The 20,727-nt window shown below is 40.7% G+C and carries 16 protein-coding genes and 3 pseudogenes; 13 read left to right on the plus strand and 6 right to left on the minus strand.

Going from position 1 to position 20,727, the window contains the following annotated elements; genetic code table 11:
- The first annotated feature begins 227 nt into the window (after nucleotides 1-227).
- The 5 genes and pseudogenes from tkt to PVV64_RS01105 all read left to right on the plus strand — a co-directional run.
- Complete coding sequence (tkt, locus tag PVV64_RS01085; protein WP_273759235.1) at nucleotides 228-2,234, plus strand: transketolase; 2,007 nt, start codon at nucleotides 228-230, stop codon at nucleotides 2,232-2,234.
- A gap of 338 nt (nucleotides 2,235-2,572) precedes the next feature.
- Nucleotides 2,573-3,580, plus strand: coding sequence for a type I glyceraldehyde-3-phosphate dehydrogenase (gene gap / locus PVV64_RS01090; RefSeq protein WP_273759236.1), 1,008 nt, complete (start codon nucleotides 2,573-2,575; stop codon nucleotides 3,578-3,580).
- Nucleotides 3,581-4,110: 530 nt separating this feature from the next.
- Nucleotides 4,111-5,304 (plus strand): phosphoglycerate kinase, encoded by a 1,194-nt coding sequence (locus PVV64_RS01095; protein WP_273759237.1) that lies wholly within the window; start codon nucleotides 4,111-4,113, stop codon nucleotides 5,302-5,304.
- Nucleotides 5,305-5,406: 102 nt separating this feature from the next.
- Entirely contained in the window at nucleotides 5,407-6,438 is a 1,032-nt protein-coding gene (locus PVV64_RS01100; RefSeq protein ID WP_273759238.1) for a class I fructose-bisphosphate aldolase, read from the plus strand.
- 187 nt (nucleotides 6,439-6,625) lie between these two features.
- A pseudogene (locus PVV64_RS01105) lies at nucleotides 6,626-6,825 on the plus strand (class I fructose-bisphosphate aldolase); the annotation flags it as partial.
- Between the two features lie 275 nt (nucleotides 6,826-7,100).
- On the opposite strand, the gene rpmE reads toward PVV64_RS01105, so the two are convergent.
- A complete protein-coding gene (gene rpmE / locus PVV64_RS01110) occupies nucleotides 7,101-7,322 on the minus strand; it encodes a 50S ribosomal protein L31 (protein WP_144751381.1) in 222 nt (73 codons plus the stop codon).
- Nucleotides 7,323-7,509: 187 nt separating this feature from the next.
- On the opposite strand from rpmE, the gene PVV64_RS01115 reads away from it, so the two are divergent.
- Entirely contained in the window at nucleotides 7,510-9,300 is a 1,791-nt protein-coding gene (locus PVV64_RS01115) for an ABC transporter transmembrane domain-containing protein (protein ID WP_273759239.1), read from the plus strand.
- Nucleotides 9,301-9,943: 643 nt separating this feature from the next.
- Nucleotides 9,944-11,281 (plus strand): hypothetical protein, encoded by a 1,338-nt coding sequence (locus PVV64_RS01120; RefSeq protein ID WP_273759240.1) that lies wholly within the window; start codon nucleotides 9,944-9,946, stop codon nucleotides 11,279-11,281.
- 537 nt (nucleotides 11,282-11,818) lie between these two features.
- On the opposite strand, the gene PVV64_RS01125 is transcribed toward PVV64_RS01120, so the two are convergent.
- The 3 genes from PVV64_RS01125 to efp all read right to left on the minus strand — a co-directional run bounded on the left by PVV64_RS01125 (nucleotide 11,819) and on the right by efp (nucleotide 13,743).
- Nucleotides 11,819-12,049: a hypothetical protein gene (locus PVV64_RS01125; protein WP_273759241.1), complete on the minus strand. Its 231-nt coding sequence runs from the start codon at nucleotides 12,047-12,049 to the stop codon at nucleotides 11,819-11,821.
- A gap of 315 nt (nucleotides 12,050-12,364) precedes the next feature.
- A complete protein-coding gene (locus tag PVV64_RS01130; protein WP_273759242.1) occupies nucleotides 12,365-13,156 on the minus strand; it encodes an inositol monophosphatase family protein in 792 nt (263 codons plus the stop codon).
- Nucleotides 13,157-13,167: 11 nt separating this feature from the next.
- Nucleotides 13,168-13,743 carry an elongation factor P gene (gene efp / locus PVV64_RS01135; RefSeq protein WP_273759243.1) on the minus strand — a complete coding sequence of 192 codons (576 nt, stop codon included), beginning with the start codon at nucleotides 13,741-13,743 and terminating at the stop codon, nucleotides 13,168-13,170.
- 710 nt (nucleotides 13,744-14,453) lie between these two features.
- On the opposite strand from efp, the gene PVV64_RS01140 reads away from it, so the two are divergent.
- The 6 genes and pseudogenes from PVV64_RS01140 (at nucleotide 14,454) to PVV64_RS01160 (ending at nucleotide 18,517) form a co-directional block, all read left to right on the plus strand.
- The gene (locus tag PVV64_RS01140) at nucleotides 14,454-14,858 is read left to right on the plus strand and encodes a helix-turn-helix domain-containing protein (RefSeq protein WP_273759244.1); all 405 of its coding nucleotides are present in this window, start codon (nucleotides 14,454-14,456) and stop codon (nucleotides 14,856-14,858) included.
- A gap of 349 nt (nucleotides 14,859-15,207) precedes the next feature.
- Nucleotides 15,208-15,619 (plus strand): annotated as a pseudogene (locus PVV64_RS01145) (helix-turn-helix domain-containing protein).
- Nucleotides 15,620-15,919: 300 nt separating this feature from the next.
- Nucleotides 15,920-16,321 (plus strand): hypothetical protein, encoded by a 402-nt coding sequence (locus PVV64_RS01150; protein ID WP_273759245.1) that lies wholly within the window; start codon nucleotides 15,920-15,922, stop codon nucleotides 16,319-16,321.
- Nucleotides 16,322-16,471: 150 nt separating this feature from the next.
- A pseudogene (locus tag PVV64_RS10485) lies at nucleotides 16,472-16,598 on the plus strand (Killer protein); the annotation flags it as partial.
- A 683-nt stretch (nucleotides 16,599-17,281) separates the two neighbouring features.
- Nucleotides 17,282-18,331, plus strand: a complete 1,050-nt coding sequence (locus tag PVV64_RS01155) for a tetratricopeptide repeat protein (protein WP_404978410.1) — start codon at nucleotides 17,282-17,284, stop codon at nucleotides 18,329-18,331.
- A gap of 36 nt (nucleotides 18,332-18,367) precedes the next feature.
- Nucleotides 18,368-18,517: a hypothetical protein gene (locus tag PVV64_RS01160; RefSeq protein WP_273759248.1), complete on the plus strand. Its 150-nt coding sequence runs from the start codon at nucleotides 18,368-18,370 to the stop codon at nucleotides 18,515-18,517.
- Between the two features lie 45 nt (nucleotides 18,518-18,562).
- Here PVV64_RS01160 and PVV64_RS01165 read toward each other — a convergent pair whose 3' ends face one another.
- The gene (locus PVV64_RS01165) at nucleotides 18,563-18,967 is read right to left on the minus strand and encodes a helix-turn-helix domain-containing protein (RefSeq protein ID WP_273759249.1); all 405 of its coding nucleotides are present in this window, start codon (nucleotides 18,965-18,967) and stop codon (nucleotides 18,563-18,565) included.
- A 704-nt stretch (nucleotides 18,968-19,671) separates the two neighbouring features.
- Complete coding sequence (locus tag PVV64_RS01170) at nucleotides 19,672-20,424, minus strand: TIR domain-containing protein (RefSeq protein ID WP_273759250.1); 753 nt, start codon at nucleotides 20,422-20,424, stop codon at nucleotides 19,672-19,674.
- Nucleotides 20,425-20,727 lie beyond the last annotated feature (303 nt).

The following is a 20,727-nucleotide window of genomic DNA, read 5'->3' on the forward strand; positions in this document are numbered from 1 at the left end:
TTTTAGCAAGCAAGGCAGAGAATGCATATGAATTAAAGGCTAGATTTTTTAAAAATATTGGCATAAATGATATCTGTACAAAGGATGTGTGAGGGGAATGGTATTGGTGTTACTTATGGGATGATAAAAAAATCCAACCCTAGAAATGAAAAAAGTATTCCTCAAAAAATGAAGAGTATACAGAAGAAGCAACAAAATAATCTGTTTAACGAAATGGTTTATCATTTATGACAAATACTGAACAACAAAATCAGATGGCCAATGCTATCCGCTTTCTTGCGATTGATGCGATTGAAAAAGCAAATTCTGGACATCCTGGCTTGCCTATGGGGGCAGCCGATATTGCTACCGTTCTTTATACAAAATTCCTTGCTCATGATCCTAAAAATCCTTCTTGGCCTAACCGTGATCGCTTTGTGTTATCGGCTGGGCATGGGTCTATGTTGCTTTATGCTTTACTCTATCTTTCCGGTTATGAGGATATCTCTCTTGAGGATCTCAAAAATTTCCGTCAACTAGGCTCAAAGCTTGCTGGGCATCCAGAATATGGGCATGCTGCGGGGATTGAAACAACCACTGGACCTCTTGGACAAGGGTTGGCAAATGCTGTGGGGATGGCGCTTGCTGAGCGCTTACAAAATGCGCGTTTTGGTGATCTCATCAACCATTATACTTATGCCCTAGTTGGGGATGGATGTCTTATGGAGGGGATTTCTCAAGAAGCACTTTCCCTTGCGGGTCATTTGAAACTCAACAAGCTTATTGTATTATGGGACGATAATAATATTTCTATCGACGGTGAAATCTCCCTTGCTGATAGTACGGATCAGATCGCGCGTTTTAAGGCGTCTGGGTGGAACACGCATAAAGTCGATGGTCATAGCCAAACGGCTATAGCCAATGCCATTAAAGAAGCACAAAATTCTGATAAACCAACTTTGATCGCTTGTAAAACAACCATAGGTTTTGGAGCACCCAATAAAGCGGGAACCAATAAAGTTCATGGTGCGCCTTTAGGAGCACGGGAAATTGCTGAAACCCGTATCGCTTTAGGCTGGAAGAGTGAGCCTTTCGTTATTCCAGCGGATATTCTTGATAATTGGCGCTTGGCTGGTCTTAGTGCTGCTAAAGCGCGGCAAAAGTGGGAAGAAAAATTAGCTGCTCTGCCCGTGTCAGAACGTGTCGAATTTGAAAGATTGATGCGGGGCGATTTGTTGGGTGGATTTGATGGCGCTATTGATGCTTATAAACAAAAACTCGTCGAAGAGCGCCCTGTGGTTGCTACTCGTAAAGCTTCGGAAATGGCTCTTGAAGTCATCAATGAAGTTATTATGGAAACCATTGGTGGTTCTGCTGACTTAACAGGCTCTAATAATACGAAAAGCAGCCAGATGAAAAGCATCTCTGCTGAAGATTTTTCAGGACGCTATCTGCATTATGGAATTCGCGAACATGCCATGGGTGCTGTGATGAATGGTCTTGCCCTTCATGGCGGATTTATTCCTTATGGGGGAACTTTTTTATGCTTTTCTGACTATATGCGTCCTGCCATGCGACTCTCTTCTTTGATGGGATTACGAGTGATTTATGTTATGACTCATGATTCTATCGGTCTTGGTGAGGATGGTCCCACACATCAACCCATAGAGCATTTGGCTTCTTTGCGCGCAATGCCCAACCATTTTGTTTTCCGCCCTGCTGATGCTATAGAGACAGTGGAATGTTGGCAATTGGCTTTGAAAACGCGTGGCACACCTTCTACTTTGGCTTTAAGCCGACAAAATTTACCCCTGTTGCGCCAAGAGCATGAAGAAGAAAATCTTTGTATGCTCGGTGCTTATGAATTGCTCACTGCTGGCGATGATGCCCAGGTAACCCTATTTGCTTCTGGTTCAGAATTGCAAATTGCTGTACAAGCACATACAGTCTTAGAAGAAAAGGGCATTCCAACCCGTGTGGTTTCTGTGCCTTGTTTTGAGCTTTTTGCCCAGCAATCTCTTTCTTATCAACGTGCTCTTATTGGTGATGCACCCATTAAAATTGCCATTGAAGCTGCTGTGGGGCAGGGATGGGAACGCTTTATTGGCTGTGATGGTGTGTTTATTGGCATGGATGGATTTGGTGCGAGCGGAACAATTGAGGCGCTTTATCCACATTTTGGCATGACTTGTGAGAATGTGGTGGCTCACGTTGAAAAAAAACGGGAAGAAATCAATAAGGAAAATGCCAAATAAGTATTCATGGTGCAATGAGTAGTTGTGATCATATCGAAGGCAATATTTATTTTTTGCACAGTTGTGGATTAAGTGATGAATGAAGATATGGAATTTGTAGCTGTTCATCATTTGGGAGTGTTGGAGCGAATACCCATTTGTTGTGCTATAAAGAGAAATGAGGAAAATGTGAGATGACGGTTCGCGTGGCAATGAATGGGTTTGAGTGTATTGAGTGTAATATTTTACGGGTGATTGAGTAATTGATGAAGATATGGAATTTGTAGCTTTTCACCATTTGGGAGTGTTGGAGCGAATACCCATTTGTTGTGCTATAAAGAGAAATGAGGAAATGTGAGATGACGGTTCGCGTTGCAATTAATGGGTTTGGTCGTATTGGGCGTAATATTTTGCGGGCACTTGTGGAAAGTGGGAGGAAAGATATCGAAGTTGTGGCTGTTAATGATTTGGGATCGGTGGAAACCAATGCCCATTTGTTGCGCTATGATTCAGTCCATGGGCGTTTCCCAGGGCATGTGAAGGTGGTTGGTGATGCCATTGATGTGGGAGGTGGTTTGATCAAGGTGTTGGCAGAGCGTGATCCAGCACGGTTGCCGTGGAAAGCTTTGGACATCGATATTGCTTTGGAATGTACCGGCATTTTTACGGCGCGTGATAAAGCAAGTGCTCACTTGGATGCGGGGGCAAAACGGGTCCTTGTTTCTGCACCCTCTGAGGGCGCAGATCTCACGGTGGTTTATGGCGTGAATCACCAATCTTTAAGCAAAGAGCACCACGTTGTTTCAAATGCTTCGTGTACAACAAACTGCTTAGCACCTGTAGCACAAGTTTTGCATAATACGGTGGGCATTGAAAAGGGCTTTATGACAACCATCCATTCTTATACGGGCGATCAACCTGTGTTGGATACCATGCATCGTGATCTTTATCGGGCACGCGCTGCCGCTCTTTCTATGATCCCTACCTCAACTGGGGCGGCAAAGGCTGTCGGATTGGTCTTGCCAGAATTAAAAGGTTTGCTCGATGGTGTGTCAATTCGCGTGCCAACGCCAAATGTATCGGTGGTGGATTTAACATTTACCGCTAAGCATTCCACAACAGTTGAAGAAATTAATACAGCTATTTGTACTGCTGCACGCGGTTCACTCAAGGGAATTTTAGATTATACGGAAGAAAAGCTTGTCAGTTGTGATTTTAATCATAATCCGCATTCAGCTATTTTTCATAATGATCAAACCAAAGTGATCGATGGTCAGCTTTGTCGTGTTTTGGTTTGGTACGATAATGAATGGGGTTTTTCAAACCGCATGGGTGATACGGCAGTCGCTTTTGCCAAAACCATATAAAAGAGGACCTTCGGGTCCTCTTTTATATTAAAAGGTCAAATTTTATGATAAAAATAGGGACGCAATCTTTTTGAAAAAAACGCTTAAAAACGCTCTTGGTGGCTGAGAAACAAAGTATGGTCCAAGTGAGGGTATAGTGTGTTTTGTGTTTATACAGAAAGAGTTTGTTTTTAATACCATATAAACAAGAAATGTTTGAAAAACTATGCTCGTGAGCGAGATAAAGTATAAACAAGAAAAGTATGAGAAAAGAGAGCTGCTGGTCTTTTTTTTGTAAAAGCAAAGAAAAGGTTTTGTAAGGCAAAGGTGATCGATGGATTTTTGTTTAAAACAACGCAAAGTGAAGAGAAAAGAGTAGATGGGTTTTCATATCACTTGGTGGTGTTGATGACGGCTGAGAGAGTGTGTCTTTATGTTGTGGTTGAGCGTGCGGGCTGTGTTCTTTGATTGAAGATTGAGGGGATTGCGTAAGGCAAAGGTGGTCGATGCGTTTTTATTTAAAACAACAGAAAGTGAAGAGGAAATAGCGGATGAGTTTTCGTACGCTTGATGATGTTGATGTGGCTGGAAAGCGTGTTCTTGTACGAGTGGATTTTAATGTGCCCATGGCGCAGGGCAAAGTTTGCGATGAAACGCGTCTTCAACGGCATAAAGAGACGCTTGTTGAACTGCAAAGGCGTGGTGCTAAGCTTATTCTTTTGTCTCACTGTGGGCGCCCCAAGGGAAAAGTTGAGCCAGAATTTTCACTCAATCCTGTTGTGGAAGTGTTGGAAAAAATCATCAATCAACCGGTGACGTTTGCATCCGATTGTATTGGTCCAGCAGCGCAGATAGCGGTCGAGGCATTGCAAAATGGGGGTGTTTTATTGCTTGAAAATGTTCGTTTTCATCCAGGTGAAGAACAGAATGATTTTTCTTTTGCTAAGGCTCTCGCCCATAATGGGGATCTCTATGTGAATGATGCTTTTTCCGTCTCTCATCGTGCCCATGCTTCGGTGGAGGGAATAACACATTTGTTGCCTTCCTATGCGGGGCGTTCTCTACAGTGTGAATTACAAGCATTAGAAAAAGGGCTTGGCAATCCAACGCGTCCCGTGATTGCATTGGTTGGAGGCGCAAAGGTTTCCAGTAAGCTTTTTGTGCTCAATCATTTGGTGGAAAAGGTTGATCATTTGGTGATTGGCGGTGGTATGGCCAACAGTTTTTTAGCCGCACAAGGGATCTGTGTTGGAAAATCACTGTGTGAACATGCACTGATGGAAACTGTCAAAAAAGTTATGGAAAAAGCGCGGGAGTGCCAATGTAGGATTCTGCTTCCTGTGGATGCGATTGTTGCATTTCGCTTTGAAAAAGATGCTCCCCATCGTCTCTATGATATTGGAGATATTCCAGAGGAAGCCATGATTCTGGATATAGGGACACGCTCCATTGCCCATATCAATGCTGCAATTGATGAAGCTGCTACCCTTGTCTGGAATGGACCCCTTGGGGTTTTTGAGATGTCTCCCTTTGATCAAGGAACTATTGCAGTAGCACGTCATGCAGCAGAACAGAGCCTGACAAAAAAATTGATTTCAATTGCTGGAGGGGGAGATACGGTTTTTGCACTTAACCATGCCGGTGTTGCTGATGATTTTACTTATCTTTCCACCGCAGGAGGTGCTTTTTTAGAATGGATGGAAGGCAAAGTGCTTCCTGGTATTCTCGCTCTCATGCAAGCGTAAAGGCTTTATTGAAGGGAAAATTGAAAAAGCTGTATGGGCTGTGTTCAGTGTGCTGGCCGTATTGTTGATTTTGGAAATGCGATAAAATAAGAGGAATTTTTAATGAGTGAACGTCTTGAAGATATAGCCCTTGCTCTGGTGTGTGCTGGTAAGGGTATTTTGGCTGCCGATGAAAGTACTGCAACAATTGGTAAGCGTTTTGCAAGTATTGGTGTTGAATCCAACGAGGATAACCGGCGCGCTTATCGTGAAATGCTTTTTAGTGCAAAAGAAGCTATGGAGAGTGCTATTTCGGGTGTCATCTTATTTGATGAAACCATTCGTCAAAAGGCGTCTACGGGGAAAATGTTGACGGATGTTATCCGTGATGCGGGTGCTTTGCCAGGGATTAAAGTGGATACCGGTGCTAAACCATTGGCAGCTTTCCCTCATGAAACAATTACCGAAGGGTTGGATGGACTTCGTGAACGTTTAAAAGAGTATTATGCTTTGGGAGCGCGTTTTGCCAAATGGCGTGCGGTGATTGCCATTGATGCACAGACGCTACCAACAAGGGGCGCTATCAAGCAAAATGCATGGGCTCTCGCGCGTTATGCTGCTTTGTGTCAAGAATTAAAAATCGTGCCGATTGTTGAGCCAGAAGTGTTGATGGATGGACCATCATGCGGGCATTCTATCGCGCGCTGTTTTGAGGTGACACAGGCTGTCTTAACAGCTGTGTTTAAAGAGTTGTTTGAAGCCCGTGTTGTTCTCGAGGGGATGATTTTAAAGCCCAATATGGTGATTGATGGTAAAGATGCGCGGAAAGCGTCTGTTGAAGAGGTGGCGGAAAAGACGGTTCAAGTGCTTAAACAAACTGTGCCTGCTGCTGTACCAGGAATTGCTTTCCTTTCTGGAGGACAATCTGATGAAGAAGCGACTGCCCATTTATCAGTTATGAATGCTTTGGGGGCATTGCCTTGGAAATTGACCTTTTCTTACGGACGCGCATTGCAAGCAGCGGCCTTAAAAGCATGGTCTGGTAAACATGAAAATATTGCTGCTGCGCAAAAGGCTTTTTGTCATCGTGCTCGCATGAATCATTTGGCTGCTTTGGGAAAATGGACAAAAGAGCACGAGCACTCTTGTGCTTAAATAAAAACAAATTTCCATTAGCGGCTTTTGCTTGATGAGATGATGCGTAAAGGGTGGATGTATTTTACCGAAGATACTTTGCGCTGCTAGAGTGCGTTTTGCTCAATAGCTGTAGAAGTGGTTGCCATTGATGCGTACACGCTGCCAACAAGGGGGGAGCAAAATGCATGGGCTCTTGTCCATTTGTTGCTTTGAGGTGACACAGGCTGTCTTAACAGCTGTGTTTAAAGAGTTGTTTGAAGCCCGTGTTGTTTTCGAGGGGATGATTTTAAAGCGCAAAATGATGATTGATGGTAAAGATGCGCGAAGCTTCTGTTGAAGAGGTGGTTGGCGGTTCAAGTGCTTAAACAAACTGTACACGCAGCTGTACCAGGAATTGCTTTTCTCTTGTTTCAGGGAAGAGGCTCTGTTGTTTTTTCTCTCTATTATCACGGTCGTAGGCACAATAAGCCGTTATGGTTTATTAGACACACAAAAAGCCCCGCATTTTAAAACAGGGCAACTTTTCTTGGCAATTTTTTACGTGTTTTTTATAAAAGCCTTAATTGTAAAAGCCATGAACTTTGCTCTTTTTGTCCAAGCAGTTTCATTGTTTTTAATGTGCTCAAACTTTAAGAGATATTTTCTGTCTTTTACAACAAGAGGCTTTTACAAATAGGCTTTTACATGCCAAGATTACCAAAACGGTTTTTGAATTTAGAAACACGACCACCACGGTCTACGAGGGTTTGAGATCCACCTGTCCATGCTGGATGGGTTCTTGGGTCGATATCCAGATTCAGAACGTCCCCTTCTTTTCCCCAAGTGGAGCGCGTTGTGTATTGGCTACCATCCGTCATAACGACGGTAATTTTGTGATAGTCGGGATGAATATTCGCTTTCATGCGTCAAACCTTTTGTGTTTGTAAAATGAAGTGGCACTCGTTCATTTTTTAAGTGCGCTTCCTTTGTCTTTTTGATAAATTAATTAAAGTACCATTCCTATAACCGAGCACGCATCAAAAAACAAGTGTTCAAGATACATCATTGTATCAACGGTTATGGACAATCTAATAGAGTGAGCAAACCCTTATGAATCTCTTTAATCATTCAGAAAAATCTACCACACCTTCTATGAAAAATTCTTCATTCTCTTCGCTTAAAACTTTTGCTCCTTATCTTATTCGTTATCGTTGGCTGTTTATTTTTGCTTTTTTCGCTTTAACCGTTGCTGCCCTTATCACACTGGCTTTGCCTGTTGCCATCGGTAAAATGTTTGACCATGGTTTTTCTGCTTCAAGCCATGGGCATATCAATTTTTATTTCTTTATGTTATTTGTTTTGGCTTTGCTTCTCGCCCTTGCTTCGGCTTGCCGTTATTATTGTGTTATCACTTTGGGAGAACGGATTGTTGCCGATTTACGGCGTGATGTTTTTGTCCATATTATGAAACTTTCACCTGCTTTTTTTGATAAGTCTCATTCTGGTGAACTTGTCTCAAGGCTGCTCACCGATACAACGCAAATAAAATTAGCCGTTGGTTCAACCGCCTCTACCGCTTTACGCCATTTGATTGTGGTGATTGGTGCAATCGTGATGATGGTGATCACCAATGCAAAATTATCCGCATTGGTGCTGCTTGCTATTCCCTTTGTGGCTATTCCGTTAGTTATCTTTGGGCGCAAGGTGCGTACACGCACACGTGCGGCACAGGACCGTGTCGCAGATGCCAATGCTTTGGCAACCGAACAGGTGAGTGCTATTCGTACGGTACAAGCCTTTACCGCTGAAAAACTTGTTGCAACGCGTTTTTCACAGTTGATAGAACGCGCTTTTCAGACAGCGCGCGCTTCTGTGATCTTGCGTTCTTTTTTTACGGGCTTTGCCATTTTTCTGGTTTTTAGCAGTGTAGTTGCTGTTTTATGGATTGGCTCTCGAGATGTTTTAAATGGCACTATGACGGCAGGAACTTTAGGTCAGTTTGTTCTCTATGCCGTTTTTGGAGCAACCACTTTTGCACAATTATCGGAACTTGGCGCAGAATTAATACAAGCCGTAGGAGCTGCTGAACGGCTTGCCGAGTTGCTACAAGAACAGCCTACTATCTTAGCACCTCAAAATCCTGTCTCTTTGGCAAAGCCTGTTCAAGGCGCACTTGTTTTTGATCAGGTGGATTTTACTTATCCTTCCAGACCAGAAGACAAGATTTTGCGTTCTCTTTCTTTTTCTATCAAAGCGGGTGAAACGGTTGCTTTTGTTGGCGCTTCAGGGGCGGGGAAAAGTACAATTTTTTCTTTAATCTTGCGTTTTTATGATCCAACAAGTGGAAAAATTTGCTTTGATGGCGTAGAAGTTAATCGCCTCTCTTTGCAAGATTTACGTGGTGCAATTTCTTATGTCCCACAAGATGTTGCCATTTTTGATGGCACCCTGCGCGATAATATTATTTTTGGGACAGAAAATGTCGTGGAAGAGCAAATTATTGCCGCTGCTCAAGCCGCTAATGCCCTTGAATTTATTGAAGCTTTACCAAATGGTTTTGATACTGAAGTGGGAGAACGCGGTACGATGCTTTCTGGTGGACAAAAACAACGCATTGGTATTGCGCGGGCGATTTTAAGAAATGCTCCCCTGTTATTGCTCGATGAAGCAACATCTGCTTTAGATGCAAACAGTGAAAAGTTGGTGCAAGAAGCCTTAGAAGGGCTCATGCAAAATCGAACAACATTGGTGATTGCTCACCGTTTGGCAACAATTTTAAAAGCCGATCGGATTCTCGTGATGGATAAAGGCGCCCTTGTGGAAGAAGGAACCCATGCAGAGCTTGTGGCAAAAAATGGCGTTTATGCTTACCTTGCCAAATTGCAATTTTCACCTGAATAGGTGATCCACACGAATAAGAGCTCTTGATAAAGAGACACTTAGAAGAGATAAACAGCACTCTTTTTTAAGTAGCCTTATCAAGTTTAAGGGCTTATGAAAGCAAGAAGAGCAAAAATTAAGACAAAAAAGAGGGGCAAGAATTTGAGGCATGTTTCTTTTTGAATTCTTGAATGAGTTTTTATTGTAAGATGGAGCATTTTTTATAAAATAATTCACCTATATGCAGAATAGCCTAGGTATACAGAATATAAAATGATGCCAAGCTAAAGATGCCCAATGTTTTCGTACAGTTGGTAGCGTGCAGAGCTGATAAATAGAAAAATAAATGCTTTTTGTTGATGGATTCAACAGGGTGAACAGAGAGGCAGCATATTTTGCTGTGTTAAGATTTTGAGTCCTTTGCTTCCTATTTTGTGAATTAGGCATTTTGAGGGCTTATTTTGCAAATGCATAAAGCATGATAGCAGTATAATTAAATACAAATTGTTATATTTTACCAATGTAATCAGCTATATTTTGTGTATTATTTTGTTAAAATAGAATATGTAGTGATTCTCAAGTCAGATATACACATAATGATACAATATCGAGAAATCGGTACAGGAGCTGTACTCAATGTTGGTGAGGATAAAAGAGCGCAAGAATGGGTGATCACGATACTTTCATAGTTATAGTAGGAATAATCATAGCAGGGAGCATAATCTATAGCCTTTGGTTAGCAAATCATCAGAAAAAGCAATTACGTGAACAACTTGAGCAATGTGAGAAATTACTGCAGCTACGATATCGAGAGTGCGCGATATATCAAAATATTCTTGCACAGGGAGAGCAAAGACTTTTTCAAAAAACGCAAAAAATATCAAAGGAATGGATTGCGCAATGGGATGAGGGAGTAAGGCAATGGGAAAGGAGTATATTGGAAATAAAAAATCCTGAGTATTTTTCTGAAATTAGTGACAAGCAGTATCCAGTGGTGGTGGCAGATATTTGTGCTCACGGATATGCAGATACATTTCTTCTTTATGAGGATGCGCTGAGAGTAAAATTTACTGCTGAGCAGATTGAAAGAATAAATAAATTAATGATACGCCCAATTTTTAAGCAAACTTATCCTAAAGTTGTGCGATTGATGAGACAAAATGGCATTAAATTGCGAAAGTTTGTGGATCCTTTGACGAAAAAAAAACGCTATAAGCCTACAATGCTGTTGTTTCATTGGTGGTTATATATGATTGATGATATGATTACAGCTGAATATGAACAGCAACAAAAAGATAAAGTTTTACAGCGCGGTGAAGAGTTAAAAGCGGAAATCGGCTTTGAAAATATGCCTGAGGATATAGAAGGATACATGTCTGAATATATAAAAGTAAGCATGTTTGAATATATAGATATAGAAAGAGATAAACCTAAATATACAGAATATGAGATGCTAGAATCCATAGATCGGTGTGGACGTTTTCTATCTCATAATTACCGACTACTATGCATTTGTAAAAAGGGGCTTCTCTCATTCTTGTATGATGTTTCCAGTGATTATAAGGCGGCAAGAGAAACTTTTATTTACTATAAGATGCTTATTGATACGGTGAAAGAAGGATATATTGCCTTTGATGAAGATTGTCGTTGCGCTACGGTTGAAAGGGCAATGAAGGTTTGTAGAAAGAAAGATAAAGAAGAGAAAAAAGACCTTAGTATTTCTGAAAAAACTCCAACATTTGAAGAAGCTTACAAATTAGGCGTTGAAGCATGGATGAGGTCATCAAATGAGACATGTGATAACCGGTTGATCTTTTGGGAGGAGCTTATCACACAAACAAAATTAGAAGTTATTTTCGGTGATAAGAAGGTGCAAGCATTGCAAGAGGCTATTGATAAAGAAAGAGAACGGTTTGAGAATGAAATACAATCAGCAATTCTCGCAAATAAATATTTGAATTACAATAAATCTTACGCTTATTTGGCAAGTACTCTGAGATAATGGTTAAATGAAGGGGGAGCGGGGTACTGTATAAATCAATGAATTTGCTGGAATCTCTGTCACTGCGCAGTGGTGAAAAAGAGTGAAAAGTAATGAGAGGCATATGTGACAGCTCTTAGCAAAGAGGAGAGGCGTTTGGAGCCAATCTTTTTTTTTGCGTAGTATCAAGAGAATATAAGGGGTAGGGGAGGCTTTTTGCCTTGGCTGTTGCTTTTGAGAGCGTTTTGTTGTGATGGTGCTTTTAATCTTATAGTTTGTTTGTGGAGGAAATGAGGAAAACAGCAGAGTTAATAATATTGGCTCAGCTGTCATTGCATCTTTTGAAGTTTATGGAGGCATTGATTGTTGGTGATGGCTTTTTGTTACCATCTTATCCATTATTTCCTATCGTTTCTGTAAAGAAAGTTGAAAATCTTCCTCCACATTGTTTTTTCGGATTCTAAGGGACTTGCTCTGTAGACTTTTTTAAACACGATGTTAAGATTATAAGATTTAAATGCCTTTTTGAGAACTCTCTCTCATTTGATGGGGATGTATTCATTGCCAGCAAGGATATTTTTTTGCCAAAGATACCGTTGCCACCTTCCATATCGGTGATAAAACCACCGATTTGGCGGACCATTCATATTTCAGTAACCATAGGTAAAATTTGCTGGTTGTCTTCCCAAAAGCCATTGGTTCGACCAGAAGCACAATCAAGAGCAAGCCAGCATCATCATTATATTTGCCAGCTGCCAATGTTGCGACAGCCTTTGTATTTGAGAGCATTCATAACAGCTATTTTTAGTCCTTTCTTGTACAGTTTTTACCCACACTCTAGTCTCGCTTGTGACGTGCAAAAAAATGGTTTTGATCGATTCAAGTTAAGCAGATTTGAAATGAAAGAATCTTACGATATTCGGGGTTCTCATTCAATATGAATAACGATAAACTATCATTATAAATCAATATATTATTAAGTGAAGGGTGCTAAAACGGCGAAGTCCAGAAACGTTCATCACATTGCAAGAGTGCAATGAGAGAGGATCTGGGCAACAGAAACGGGGGTACCCATGGTAATGGCATATTATTCTCTTTTGAGGTTTAAATGCCTTTTTTGAGGACTCTCTCTAGTTTGATGCGAATAAGTTCATTGCCAGCAAGGATATTTTTTTTGCGAAAGATATCGTTGCCACCTTCCTTATCGGTGACAAAACCACCGGCTTCGCGGACCATTAATATTCCAGCAGCCATATCCCAAATTTGTAAATTGTCTTCCCAATAGCCATCAGTTCGACCAGAAGCGACATAAGCTAAATCAAGAGCAGCAGCGCCAAAACGGCGAAGTCCAGAAACCTCTGCCATCACATTGCGCAGTTCAATGAGATAGGTCCCATGATCTTTGCGACCCAAATGGGGCATCCCTGTGGCAATGACACAATCTTCTAACCTGCGTCGTGCAGAAACACGACAACGCCGGTCATTAAAAAAAGCACCACCACCACGTTCAGCGGTAAAGAGTTCATCACTTACCGGATTATAAATGACACCAGCAACAATTTTTCCTTGACTCTCTAAAGCAATGGAAACAGCAAAAAAAGGAATGCCATGGAGAAAATTTGTCGTACCATCCAGAGGATCAACGATAAAACGGTGTTGTGAATCTTCGCCAATAATTTCCTCAGACTCTTCCATCAGAAAACCAAATTTGGGGCGCGCTTTGCTTAATTCATTAAAAATAATTTTTTCTGCTTTACGATCTGCTTGGCTTACATAATCTGCTGGTCCCTTCAAAGACACTTGCAAATTTTGTACCTCTCCATAATCACGCACCAGCGAGCGTCCTGCTTTCATTGCGGCTTGCACCATGACATTCATGATTGCAGAATGTGCCATATCTTATTCCTTTATTTATCCTTTTCATTTGCACGACGCAAATAAGTTAATTCGTTGGTATCGACAATGACACGTTCACCAGAATTAATAAAGGGAGGGACAAGAATACGAATACCATTTTCAAGAATGGCCGGTTTATAAGAGGATGTGACCGTTTGCCCTTTGATGGCGGGGTCAGCTTCAGCAATCGTCACCACAACTTGATCGGGAAGCGATATGCCAATGGGCTTTTCTTGATAAAGCTCAACCGTAACAGTCATCCCATCTTGGAGAAAAGCAGCGCGCTCACCAACAAAATCCTTTTGTAATTCAAGCTGTTCATAAGATTCTGAATCCATAAAAATGAGAGCATCACCTTGTTGATAAAGAAAGGTAAAGTCCTTTTGTTCAAGGCGTACGCGCTCAACCGTTTCAGCAGCACGAAAGCGCTCATTGAGTTTTGTACCATCAATGAGGTTTTTCATTTCAACTTGATTAAATGCACCACCCTTTCCTGGTTTGACAGCATTGCATTTCACAGCAACCCATAGGCTGCCTTGATGCTCAATTACATTCCCAGGGCGAATTTCATTGCCATTAATTTTCATCGTCTCTATCCAATTCTATGCCTGTAAAAAGAGCTCTCTTTTGTCCTTATAGCTCTTTTTCTCGTTGTTTTGGCAGCGAGCTCTCATGTTGTTTTTAGGGTGAGCCCCCTTGTTATCCTTGCGGTAGGCTCCTCTCATCATCTTTGCGGTAAGCTCTTTGCTTGTCTTTGCGGTAGACTTTTTACACTCTGAGAGAAAAGCCTAGATAAGTGCTGCAAAAAAAGAGCTTTTCAACCCTTTGCAAGATCATAAAAAATGCCAAGACGCAAGCCTTTTCAAAATTTACACAAAGATTTTTGCATAAAGGATTTTTGCATAAAGAGTGTTATGGGGATTCTTATGAAGAATGTATAGGGGGATGAAAATTTATCTCTTGGGAGCACAAGGATATTATTTTTTGAAAACAGAAGGGGGTTTTGTTGCGTCTTTGCGTGTTTTTTCCCATTGTATATTGTTATGATCTTTCATACAGCAAAGCTGTCGTCATTTTTATTGCCAATCCTCTCAAATTACTTTATGAATTGAGAGGTGTTTTGGTCGCATACGCAACGACCAATAGAGTGTTGGAAGCTCGAAAACTCAAACATGGAAATTGATCCTGCTTTGCAGGTGTCCCGGGATTCCGGGGGCTTTTGTTATGTCCAAGTGCCATAGGTACTAAAAGCAAAAGACTGATTTGAGTTCAGTGCTTCCAACCTCCCGGAATAACAATGCGAGGGCGCTCGCAACCGGTGGGAGGGGAAATGCAAGATAAAAATCCTTATAACGACAAATTCATTGATAAATTCGTTGGCAAAAAAATTCGCTTCAGACGAAACATGCTGAAAATGTCTCAGAAAACCTTAGCGGATCACTTGAAGGTTAGTGCTCAACAAATTCAAAAATACGAGACAGGGCTAAATCGTGTGAGTGCGGGGCGTTTAAAGGAAATTGCCGATATTTTCAATGTTCCCATAGCCTTTTTTTACGCCGAACTCTTCACAAAACAACACACCCATCATGATGAGGTCATCTCAAGCAGAGAAGAATATCTGCTGTTAAAAAATTTTAGAATCCTTGCTAAAGTAAAACAAAGAGCAATTTTACAATTAATCTCTGAGCCAAATGAAAGCTAAAGAGAGGATTTTACATACTCTGTTTCTCCGCATGCATGCGTATTTTTAAAAAGCCTCTCTTCTTCATGTAGATGCCTTCTGATTGCATGAAAACACGCCGCCTTTCTCAGAGCAACATTGTTTTAATTCTTATTGCCAATTTCCTGAAATTACTTTATGAATCGAGAGGTGTTTTGGTCGTATACGCGGCGACCGAAAGGGAACTGAAAGCCCTAAATCCGAGCGTAAAAATGAACCCGCTTTGTGGGTATCCTGGGATTCCGGGAGATTTTGCACTGTCCAAGTGCTTTTCTGCACTAAAAGCAAAATGCTGACTCGGATTCAGTACTTTCAGACTCCCGGAATACCAATGCGAGGGCGCTCGCAACCGGCGGGAGGGAAAATGCAAGGTAAAAATCCTCATAATGACATTTTCAATGACAAATTCATTGGCAAAAAAATTCGCTTTAGACGAAAAATGCTGAAAATGTCTCAGAAACAATTAGGATATGCTTTAGGAGTAAGTTTCCAACAAATTCAAAAATATGAAAAAGGCTCAAACCGTGTGAGTGCGGGGCGTTTAAAGGAAATTGCGATATTTTCAATGTTCCCATTGCCTTTTTTACGCCGAACTTTTCACAAAACAACACACCCCAACCTATCATGATGAGGTCATCTCAAGCAGAGAAGAATATCTGCTTTTGAAAAGATTTCGTGTTCTCACTACGATAAAACGCAGAGCGATTTTACAGCTGCTGTCTGAACCAAATGAAAGCTTTTAGCACCATACATGCCCCACAAGCTTTGTGCATCTGTAATCATGTGCATTCTTAAGGGTAGCCTCGGAATGCTTGAAAATTGATTTGGTCAACTTAGAGTAGCGCTTAGCACATCATTTTATTTTGTATGTTAAGCATAAGCTGATGCTATGGGAGATGATGCAATTTTTTAAAAACGTGTAAAATTGATGACTTAACGTTTGATTGGATAGCGATATGTGGTAGTACAATTATCAAAAAGTTGCTTTCCTTTCTTGGGAGAGCTTCCTAAGAGAAAGTAAAAAAAGAAGGGGGGAATTAAAGATGTTAAAATATTTATTGCTATCACCGCTTGTGTTGGCGGCTGGTTGTGCATCTGTAGGTCTTTCATCAAATTATGTTGGTCACGGTATTACGAAGAATACTGCCAAATTCATTGCTCATGATTATGTTCACGTTATCAAAAGACCCTTACCACCAGCTACAAGCACAGTTATTATAAAGAAAAATAATACAGCAGACAACTTTACTCCTTTATTTATCGATCTGTTGCGGCGAACTGGATATAATGTCATTTATACAGATCAGCCCCAAAAGCAGAAAAATAGGGGTGTAAATTTGTTTTACATGCTCACACCAAAGAATGATGGACGTATAATCTCTGTTTTTCAGTATGAGTGGGCTGGAGAACCAAGTTATTATCTACATATTTATCAGAATAAATGAACCCCTATTTAATGTGGACATTTTCTATATTTGAGACGTAAAGACTTAAAAATTCTTGCGAAAGATAAAAAAATTTGCGCCTCAATTAAAAACCTCATTTTTAGTCGGAATGGATCCATTTTTTCTATAATCATAACGATAGAGCGTTATGCCTTTAAAATGCATTCTCTTAAAGGTGGACAGGTACTATTCTATAGGAGTGAATAGAAATTGGCGTGTTACTTTTCGCTTTATAAGAACAGATGTGGAGCTTGTTGATGATCAAGACCACCATTGATGAAAGGAATGAAAACAAATGATGCATAATCCTGCACATCTGGGTGCGTTCTGAAAGTCCCTTTCTTGGAAGAAATGGGGCTATCAATACAAAAATGAGCTGACCGCCTCCCTATGACAAGAACTTCTTTCTCAAGAGTGATTAATGGACATGTTGCTATGAGCACAGAGCTTGCAGTTAAATGAGAATGAGCTGGTTTTCGTAAGGCACAATTTTGGTTGGATATGCAAACAAACGATAATTTATGGCAAACAATGCAGCAGGTATTACCACCTATTTCTCCTCTGGTTTCTGAGATACCACAAACGCTATTTTGATTTCGTTGATCATTGTGCTGGTGCTTGGCTTTGTTTTTAGCTACCGCTCATTGCTCTCATTTTTTGGAAGTTTTTTTCATGGCTTCTATTGCTAGGTGTTTTCTATCGGCTATTTTGGTATAAAGAAATATCATTTTATCTTCTTACACCTTATTCAATGAATACAGTAGAAAACAAAGAAGATCGAATCCTCCCCTTTATTCAAAGGCAAAGCAATGTTACATCTTTTGATAAGGTGATAAAGCTAGATGTGTCTTTATGTTTTTTTCACAGGGATAATCCTTTGATCCTGCTTGAAATGATAAAAGAAAAATGTAAAAATTTCTTCTTATTGATGGGGAAGGAGCATTCATGATAAAGCAAGGCATGATAAAAAAAAGCGTCGCGCTCTTCACCCTGATCATGATTGACTTTGCAAGTGCTCTCACGGATGCAAATTCTGCGAGAATACCTGAAGAATCCGCCAATCTTGAACGCTCTTTAAATACTATTCAAACAAATTCAAATACAGACAAACCTTTTCAACCCTTGCAAGCTGGAGAATATGATCAAGCCTATGACTATTATATCCAAGGCTATTATCTGAAAGCTTTTCGTGAAGCACTCCAGCGCGCTGAACAAAATGATCCCTTTGCCCAAACTTTGGTTGCGCGAATTTACATGGAAGGATGTGCTGTTCCCATTGACGGTGCGCGCGCCGCTTTGTGGTTTGGACGTGCAGCAAAACAAGGCGATCCACAAGCGCAATTGCGTTATGGGCTTATGTTATTTGATGGTAATTTTATTAGCAAAAACCAAGAGCTTGGTGAAGAATTTATTCGCAAAGCGGTAGATGCTGGTGTCGAGCAGGCTTATTTTTATTATGGTGAATTGCTTCTTTATAAAGCCGCTCGCGAAAAGCAGATTCTTGCCGGCGTTAGCACACCAAGTCGTGAAAATGAAGCGATAGAACAAGCACTCAAATGGTTCTTAAAAGGTGCAGCTCTTGGCGATCCTGAAGCTGCTTTTGCTGCGGCAAAAATCCTTTCTCTTGGAACTTTAACGCGCCCAAAGGATGAGCGCAATGCACGCAAACTCATGGAAGTTGCAGCGCAAAACAACCATACCCTAGCACAAATTCTGTTAGCTCAATGGCTCGTACAAGGTCGTGGAGGAGAAACTGATTTTCAACGTGCTTTTCATTTGCTTTTCAGCAACGCCAACAAGATGATCGCGCCAGCACAAGTTTCCCTTGCCAGACTTTATCGAGACGGCATAGGCACAAAAGCCGATATGGTCATGGCAGCGGCATGGTATATGTTGGCACAGCAAGCAAAAATACAAGCTCCAGATCTTGAAATGATGCTCGAAGGAATGGATGATAAACAGCTGGAAAAAGCACGCAAAGAAGCAGCAAAGCTCCTTGTTATTTTTTAAAACACAAACCTATCAAGCTTTATCGAGCAAAATAGCATGAACACAAAAGCCGATATGGTCATGGCAACGACATGGTATATGCTAACACAACAAGCAAGAATGCCAGCACTAGGTTTAGAAATAATGCTTGAAAAGTGGTGTGCTTTTCGTTCAATAAAAAAATTCACAGTGAGGAAGGCTTTTTAAAAATACGCATACATGCAGAGAAACAGAGCATGTAAAATCCTCTCTTTAGGTTTCATTTGGCTCAGAGATTAATTGTAAAATTGCCCTTTGTTTTACTTTAGCAAGGACTCTAAAATTTTTTAAAAGCAGATATTCTTCTCTGCTGGATGCGACTTCGTCATGATGGGTGTGTTGTTGTGTGAAGAGATCAGCGTAAAAAAAGGCAATGGGAACATTTAAGATATCGGCAATTTCCTTTAAACGCCCAGCTCCAACACGATTTAATCCTTTTTCATATTTTTGAATTTGCTGGAAGCTTACTCCTAAAGACTGCCCTAAGTGTTTTTGAGACATTTTCAGCATGTTTCGTCTGAAGCGAATTTTTTTGCCAACGAATTGATCAATGAATTTGTCGTTATAAGGATTTTTACTTTGCATTTTCCCTCCCGCCGGTTGCGAGCGCCCTCGCATTGGTATTCCGGGAGTTGAAAGAACTGAACCCTAGTCAGCATCTTGCTTTTAGTGCTGGTAAGCACTTGGACATAGCAAAATCTCCCGGAATCCCGGGACACCCGCAAAGCGGGTTCATTTTTACGCTAGGGTTTCAGGCTTTCAATCCCTATTGATCGTCGCGTATACGACCAAAACACCTCTCGATTCATAAAGTAATTTGAGAGGATTGGCAATAAGAATGACGACAGCTCTTGAAGCAATTTTTGCCAATGAGAATGTTGTTCTGAGGATTTCTGGTTTGTGGTTATTCCCTCTGCCGGTTGCGAGCGCCCTCGCATTGGTATTCCGGGAGTCTAAAACACTGAATCCGAGTCAGCTTTTTTGCTTTTAGTGCTGGTAAGCACTTGGACAGTGCAAAATCTCCCGGAATCCCAAAGATGTTCACAGAGTTGTTTTCTTTTTATGCTCGGATTTAGAAATTTTAAATCTCTCTTGATTGTTGCTTGTGGGATTAAAATATATTTTTAGCATATTGGCAATAAAAATGATGACAGTTTTGTGGTGTGAGAGGCGTTCTTTTCATTTCATCAAAAAATGAAAAAAGGAGAGCCTCTAGAATTTTCGAAATAGCTTCGCTGTTTTGCTCATGGATCTTGTTTGTTCAAGAAGATGATAGGCGAACGGCGTGTGCTCTAAAAAGGAAAGATAAACATTATGCAAATTTAACGTGATGCAAGGGCAAGTTTCTTTGGATCTATGGTGAATCCAGCTTCCATTAATCGATCAGCAAGCTGAGGAACTCTTTCTTTTACGTGGTCATTAAAAGGAATGTATATAATTCCCTGAGCATCTGAAGGGATTTCAACATGTTGTTTTATGAGAATAGCGACATTTTTTCGTGTAAGCGCAGAGATTAACATACCCATTTCGAGAATGACATTTTGGCGCGCACGGGGTTGGGCTGTTTCTGCACCGGCAGTTTTGACATAGCCCATGTCATCAGGAGTAAGCAGCACAATACCGAATTTTGTAGAACGGGTTGTCTCACAGATTTCTTTTTCCAAAGCTTCAATGATAGTTAAACCATTATCGATAGGTAAGATGTATGGATCGAGGCCAAGATCGTAAAGAACTAGCCTAACTTGCTCTAGGGCAACATGATCATGACCATGAACGATAAAAATTTTTGGGGAAGGTGCTTGTGGGATATTGGAAGCAATCTGTGGAGAAGGAATCGTTGGTGTTTCTTCTAGATATTGAGTCAAAGCTTCTTGTAGCTTTTTTGCTGTTTGATCTTTGCCTTGAACGTAAAGTGTTCCTGTGCTTTCATACCAATTAATGATACCTCCATCAGAGGTTCTGATTTGATGCGCTGATCTCTTGGATGCATTTTGTATAGGTTTGGTTTCTTTGATTTGATATCCACACTTGTGAATCATGTTTTGAAGGTCTTCAAACGTCCCTCTGTATTCCATTTTTATGTCCCCTTCATATCTCTATCATTCGTTAATAAATCCATGACCAATATTAATAATGATGAGTTCCCCAAGCATAATGGCTTCTTTTTACAAGACTTTGAACTAGAAAACTTGATGATTTTTCTCTCTATATTATGGAAAAAAAGGACGCTAGATTTTTCATCTCATTTAATTGCATTATTAAGCAGTTTTATTGAGTTTTGAGGTGAGCAAAACGCATTTTTATCCCCTTATATCTGTCATCGTGTGTTCTCTTTAGGTCATAGAGCGGCGGTGCGTGTGTGGATTTTTGTTAACGCT

Source organism: Bartonella sp. ML70XJBT.G (assembly GCF_028618575.1).
Taxonomy (GTDB): domain Bacteria; phylum Pseudomonadota; class Alphaproteobacteria; order Rhizobiales; family Rhizobiaceae; genus Bartonella.

Excerpts from the sequence above, each read along its gene's own strand:
- PVV64_RS01140 (WP_273759244.1), top strand. The coding sequence starts at position 14,454 with ATGCGAGGGCGCTCGCAACCGGTGGGAGGGGAAATGCAAGATAAAAAT.
- gap (WP_273759236.1), top strand. The coding sequence starts at position 2,573 with ATGACGGTTCGCGTTGCAATTAATGGGTTTGGTCGTATTGGGCGTAAT.
- PVV64_RS01125 (WP_273759241.1), bottom strand. The coding sequence starts at position 12,049 with ATGCTCTCAAATACAAAGGCTGTCGCAACATTGGCAGCTGGCAAATAT.
- PVV64_RS01160 (WP_273759248.1), top strand. The coding sequence starts at position 18,368 with ATGAACACAAAAGCCGATATGGTCATGGCAACGACATGGTATATGCTA.
- PVV64_RS01095 (WP_273759237.1), top strand. The coding sequence starts at position 4,111 with ATGAGTTTTCGTACGCTTGATGATGTTGATGTGGCTGGAAAGCGTGTT.
- PVV64_RS01100 (WP_273759238.1), top strand. The coding sequence starts at position 5,407 with ATGAGTGAACGTCTTGAAGATATAGCCCTTGCTCTGGTGTGTGCTGGT.
- efp (WP_273759243.1), bottom strand. The coding sequence starts at position 13,743 with ATGAAAATTAATGGCAATGAAATTCGCCCTGGGAATGTAATTGAGCAT.
- PVV64_RS01170 (WP_273759250.1), bottom strand. The coding sequence starts at position 20,424 with ATGGAATACAGAGGGACGTTTGAAGACCTTCAAAACATGATTCACAAG.
- rpmE (WP_144751381.1), bottom strand. The coding sequence starts at position 7,322 with ATGAAAGCGAATATTCATCCCGACTATCACAAAATTACCGTCGTTATG.
- PVV64_RS01120 (WP_273759240.1), top strand. The coding sequence starts at position 9,944 with ATGGGTGATCACGATACTTTCATAGTTATAGTAGGAATAATCATAGCA.
- PVV64_RS01165 (WP_273759249.1), bottom strand. The coding sequence starts at position 18,967 with ATGCGAGGGCGCTCGCAACCGGCGGGAGGGAAAATGCAAAGTAAAAAT.
- PVV64_RS01155 (WP_404978410.1), top strand. The coding sequence starts at position 17,282 with ATGATAAAAAAAAGCGTCGCGCTCTTCACCCTGATCATGATTGACTTT.
- PVV64_RS01115 (WP_273759239.1), top strand. The coding sequence starts at position 7,510 with ATGAATCTCTTTAATCATTCAGAAAAATCTACCACACCTTCTATGAAA.
- tkt (WP_273759235.1), top strand. The coding sequence starts at position 228 with ATGACAAATACTGAACAACAAAATCAGATGGCCAATGCTATCCGCTTT.
- PVV64_RS01130 (WP_273759242.1), bottom strand. The coding sequence starts at position 13,156 with ATGGCACATTCTGCAATCATGAATGTCATGGTGCAAGCCGCAATGAAA.
- PVV64_RS01150 (WP_273759245.1), top strand. The coding sequence starts at position 15,920 with ATGTTAAAATATTTATTGCTATCACCGCTTGTGTTGGCGGCTGGTTGT.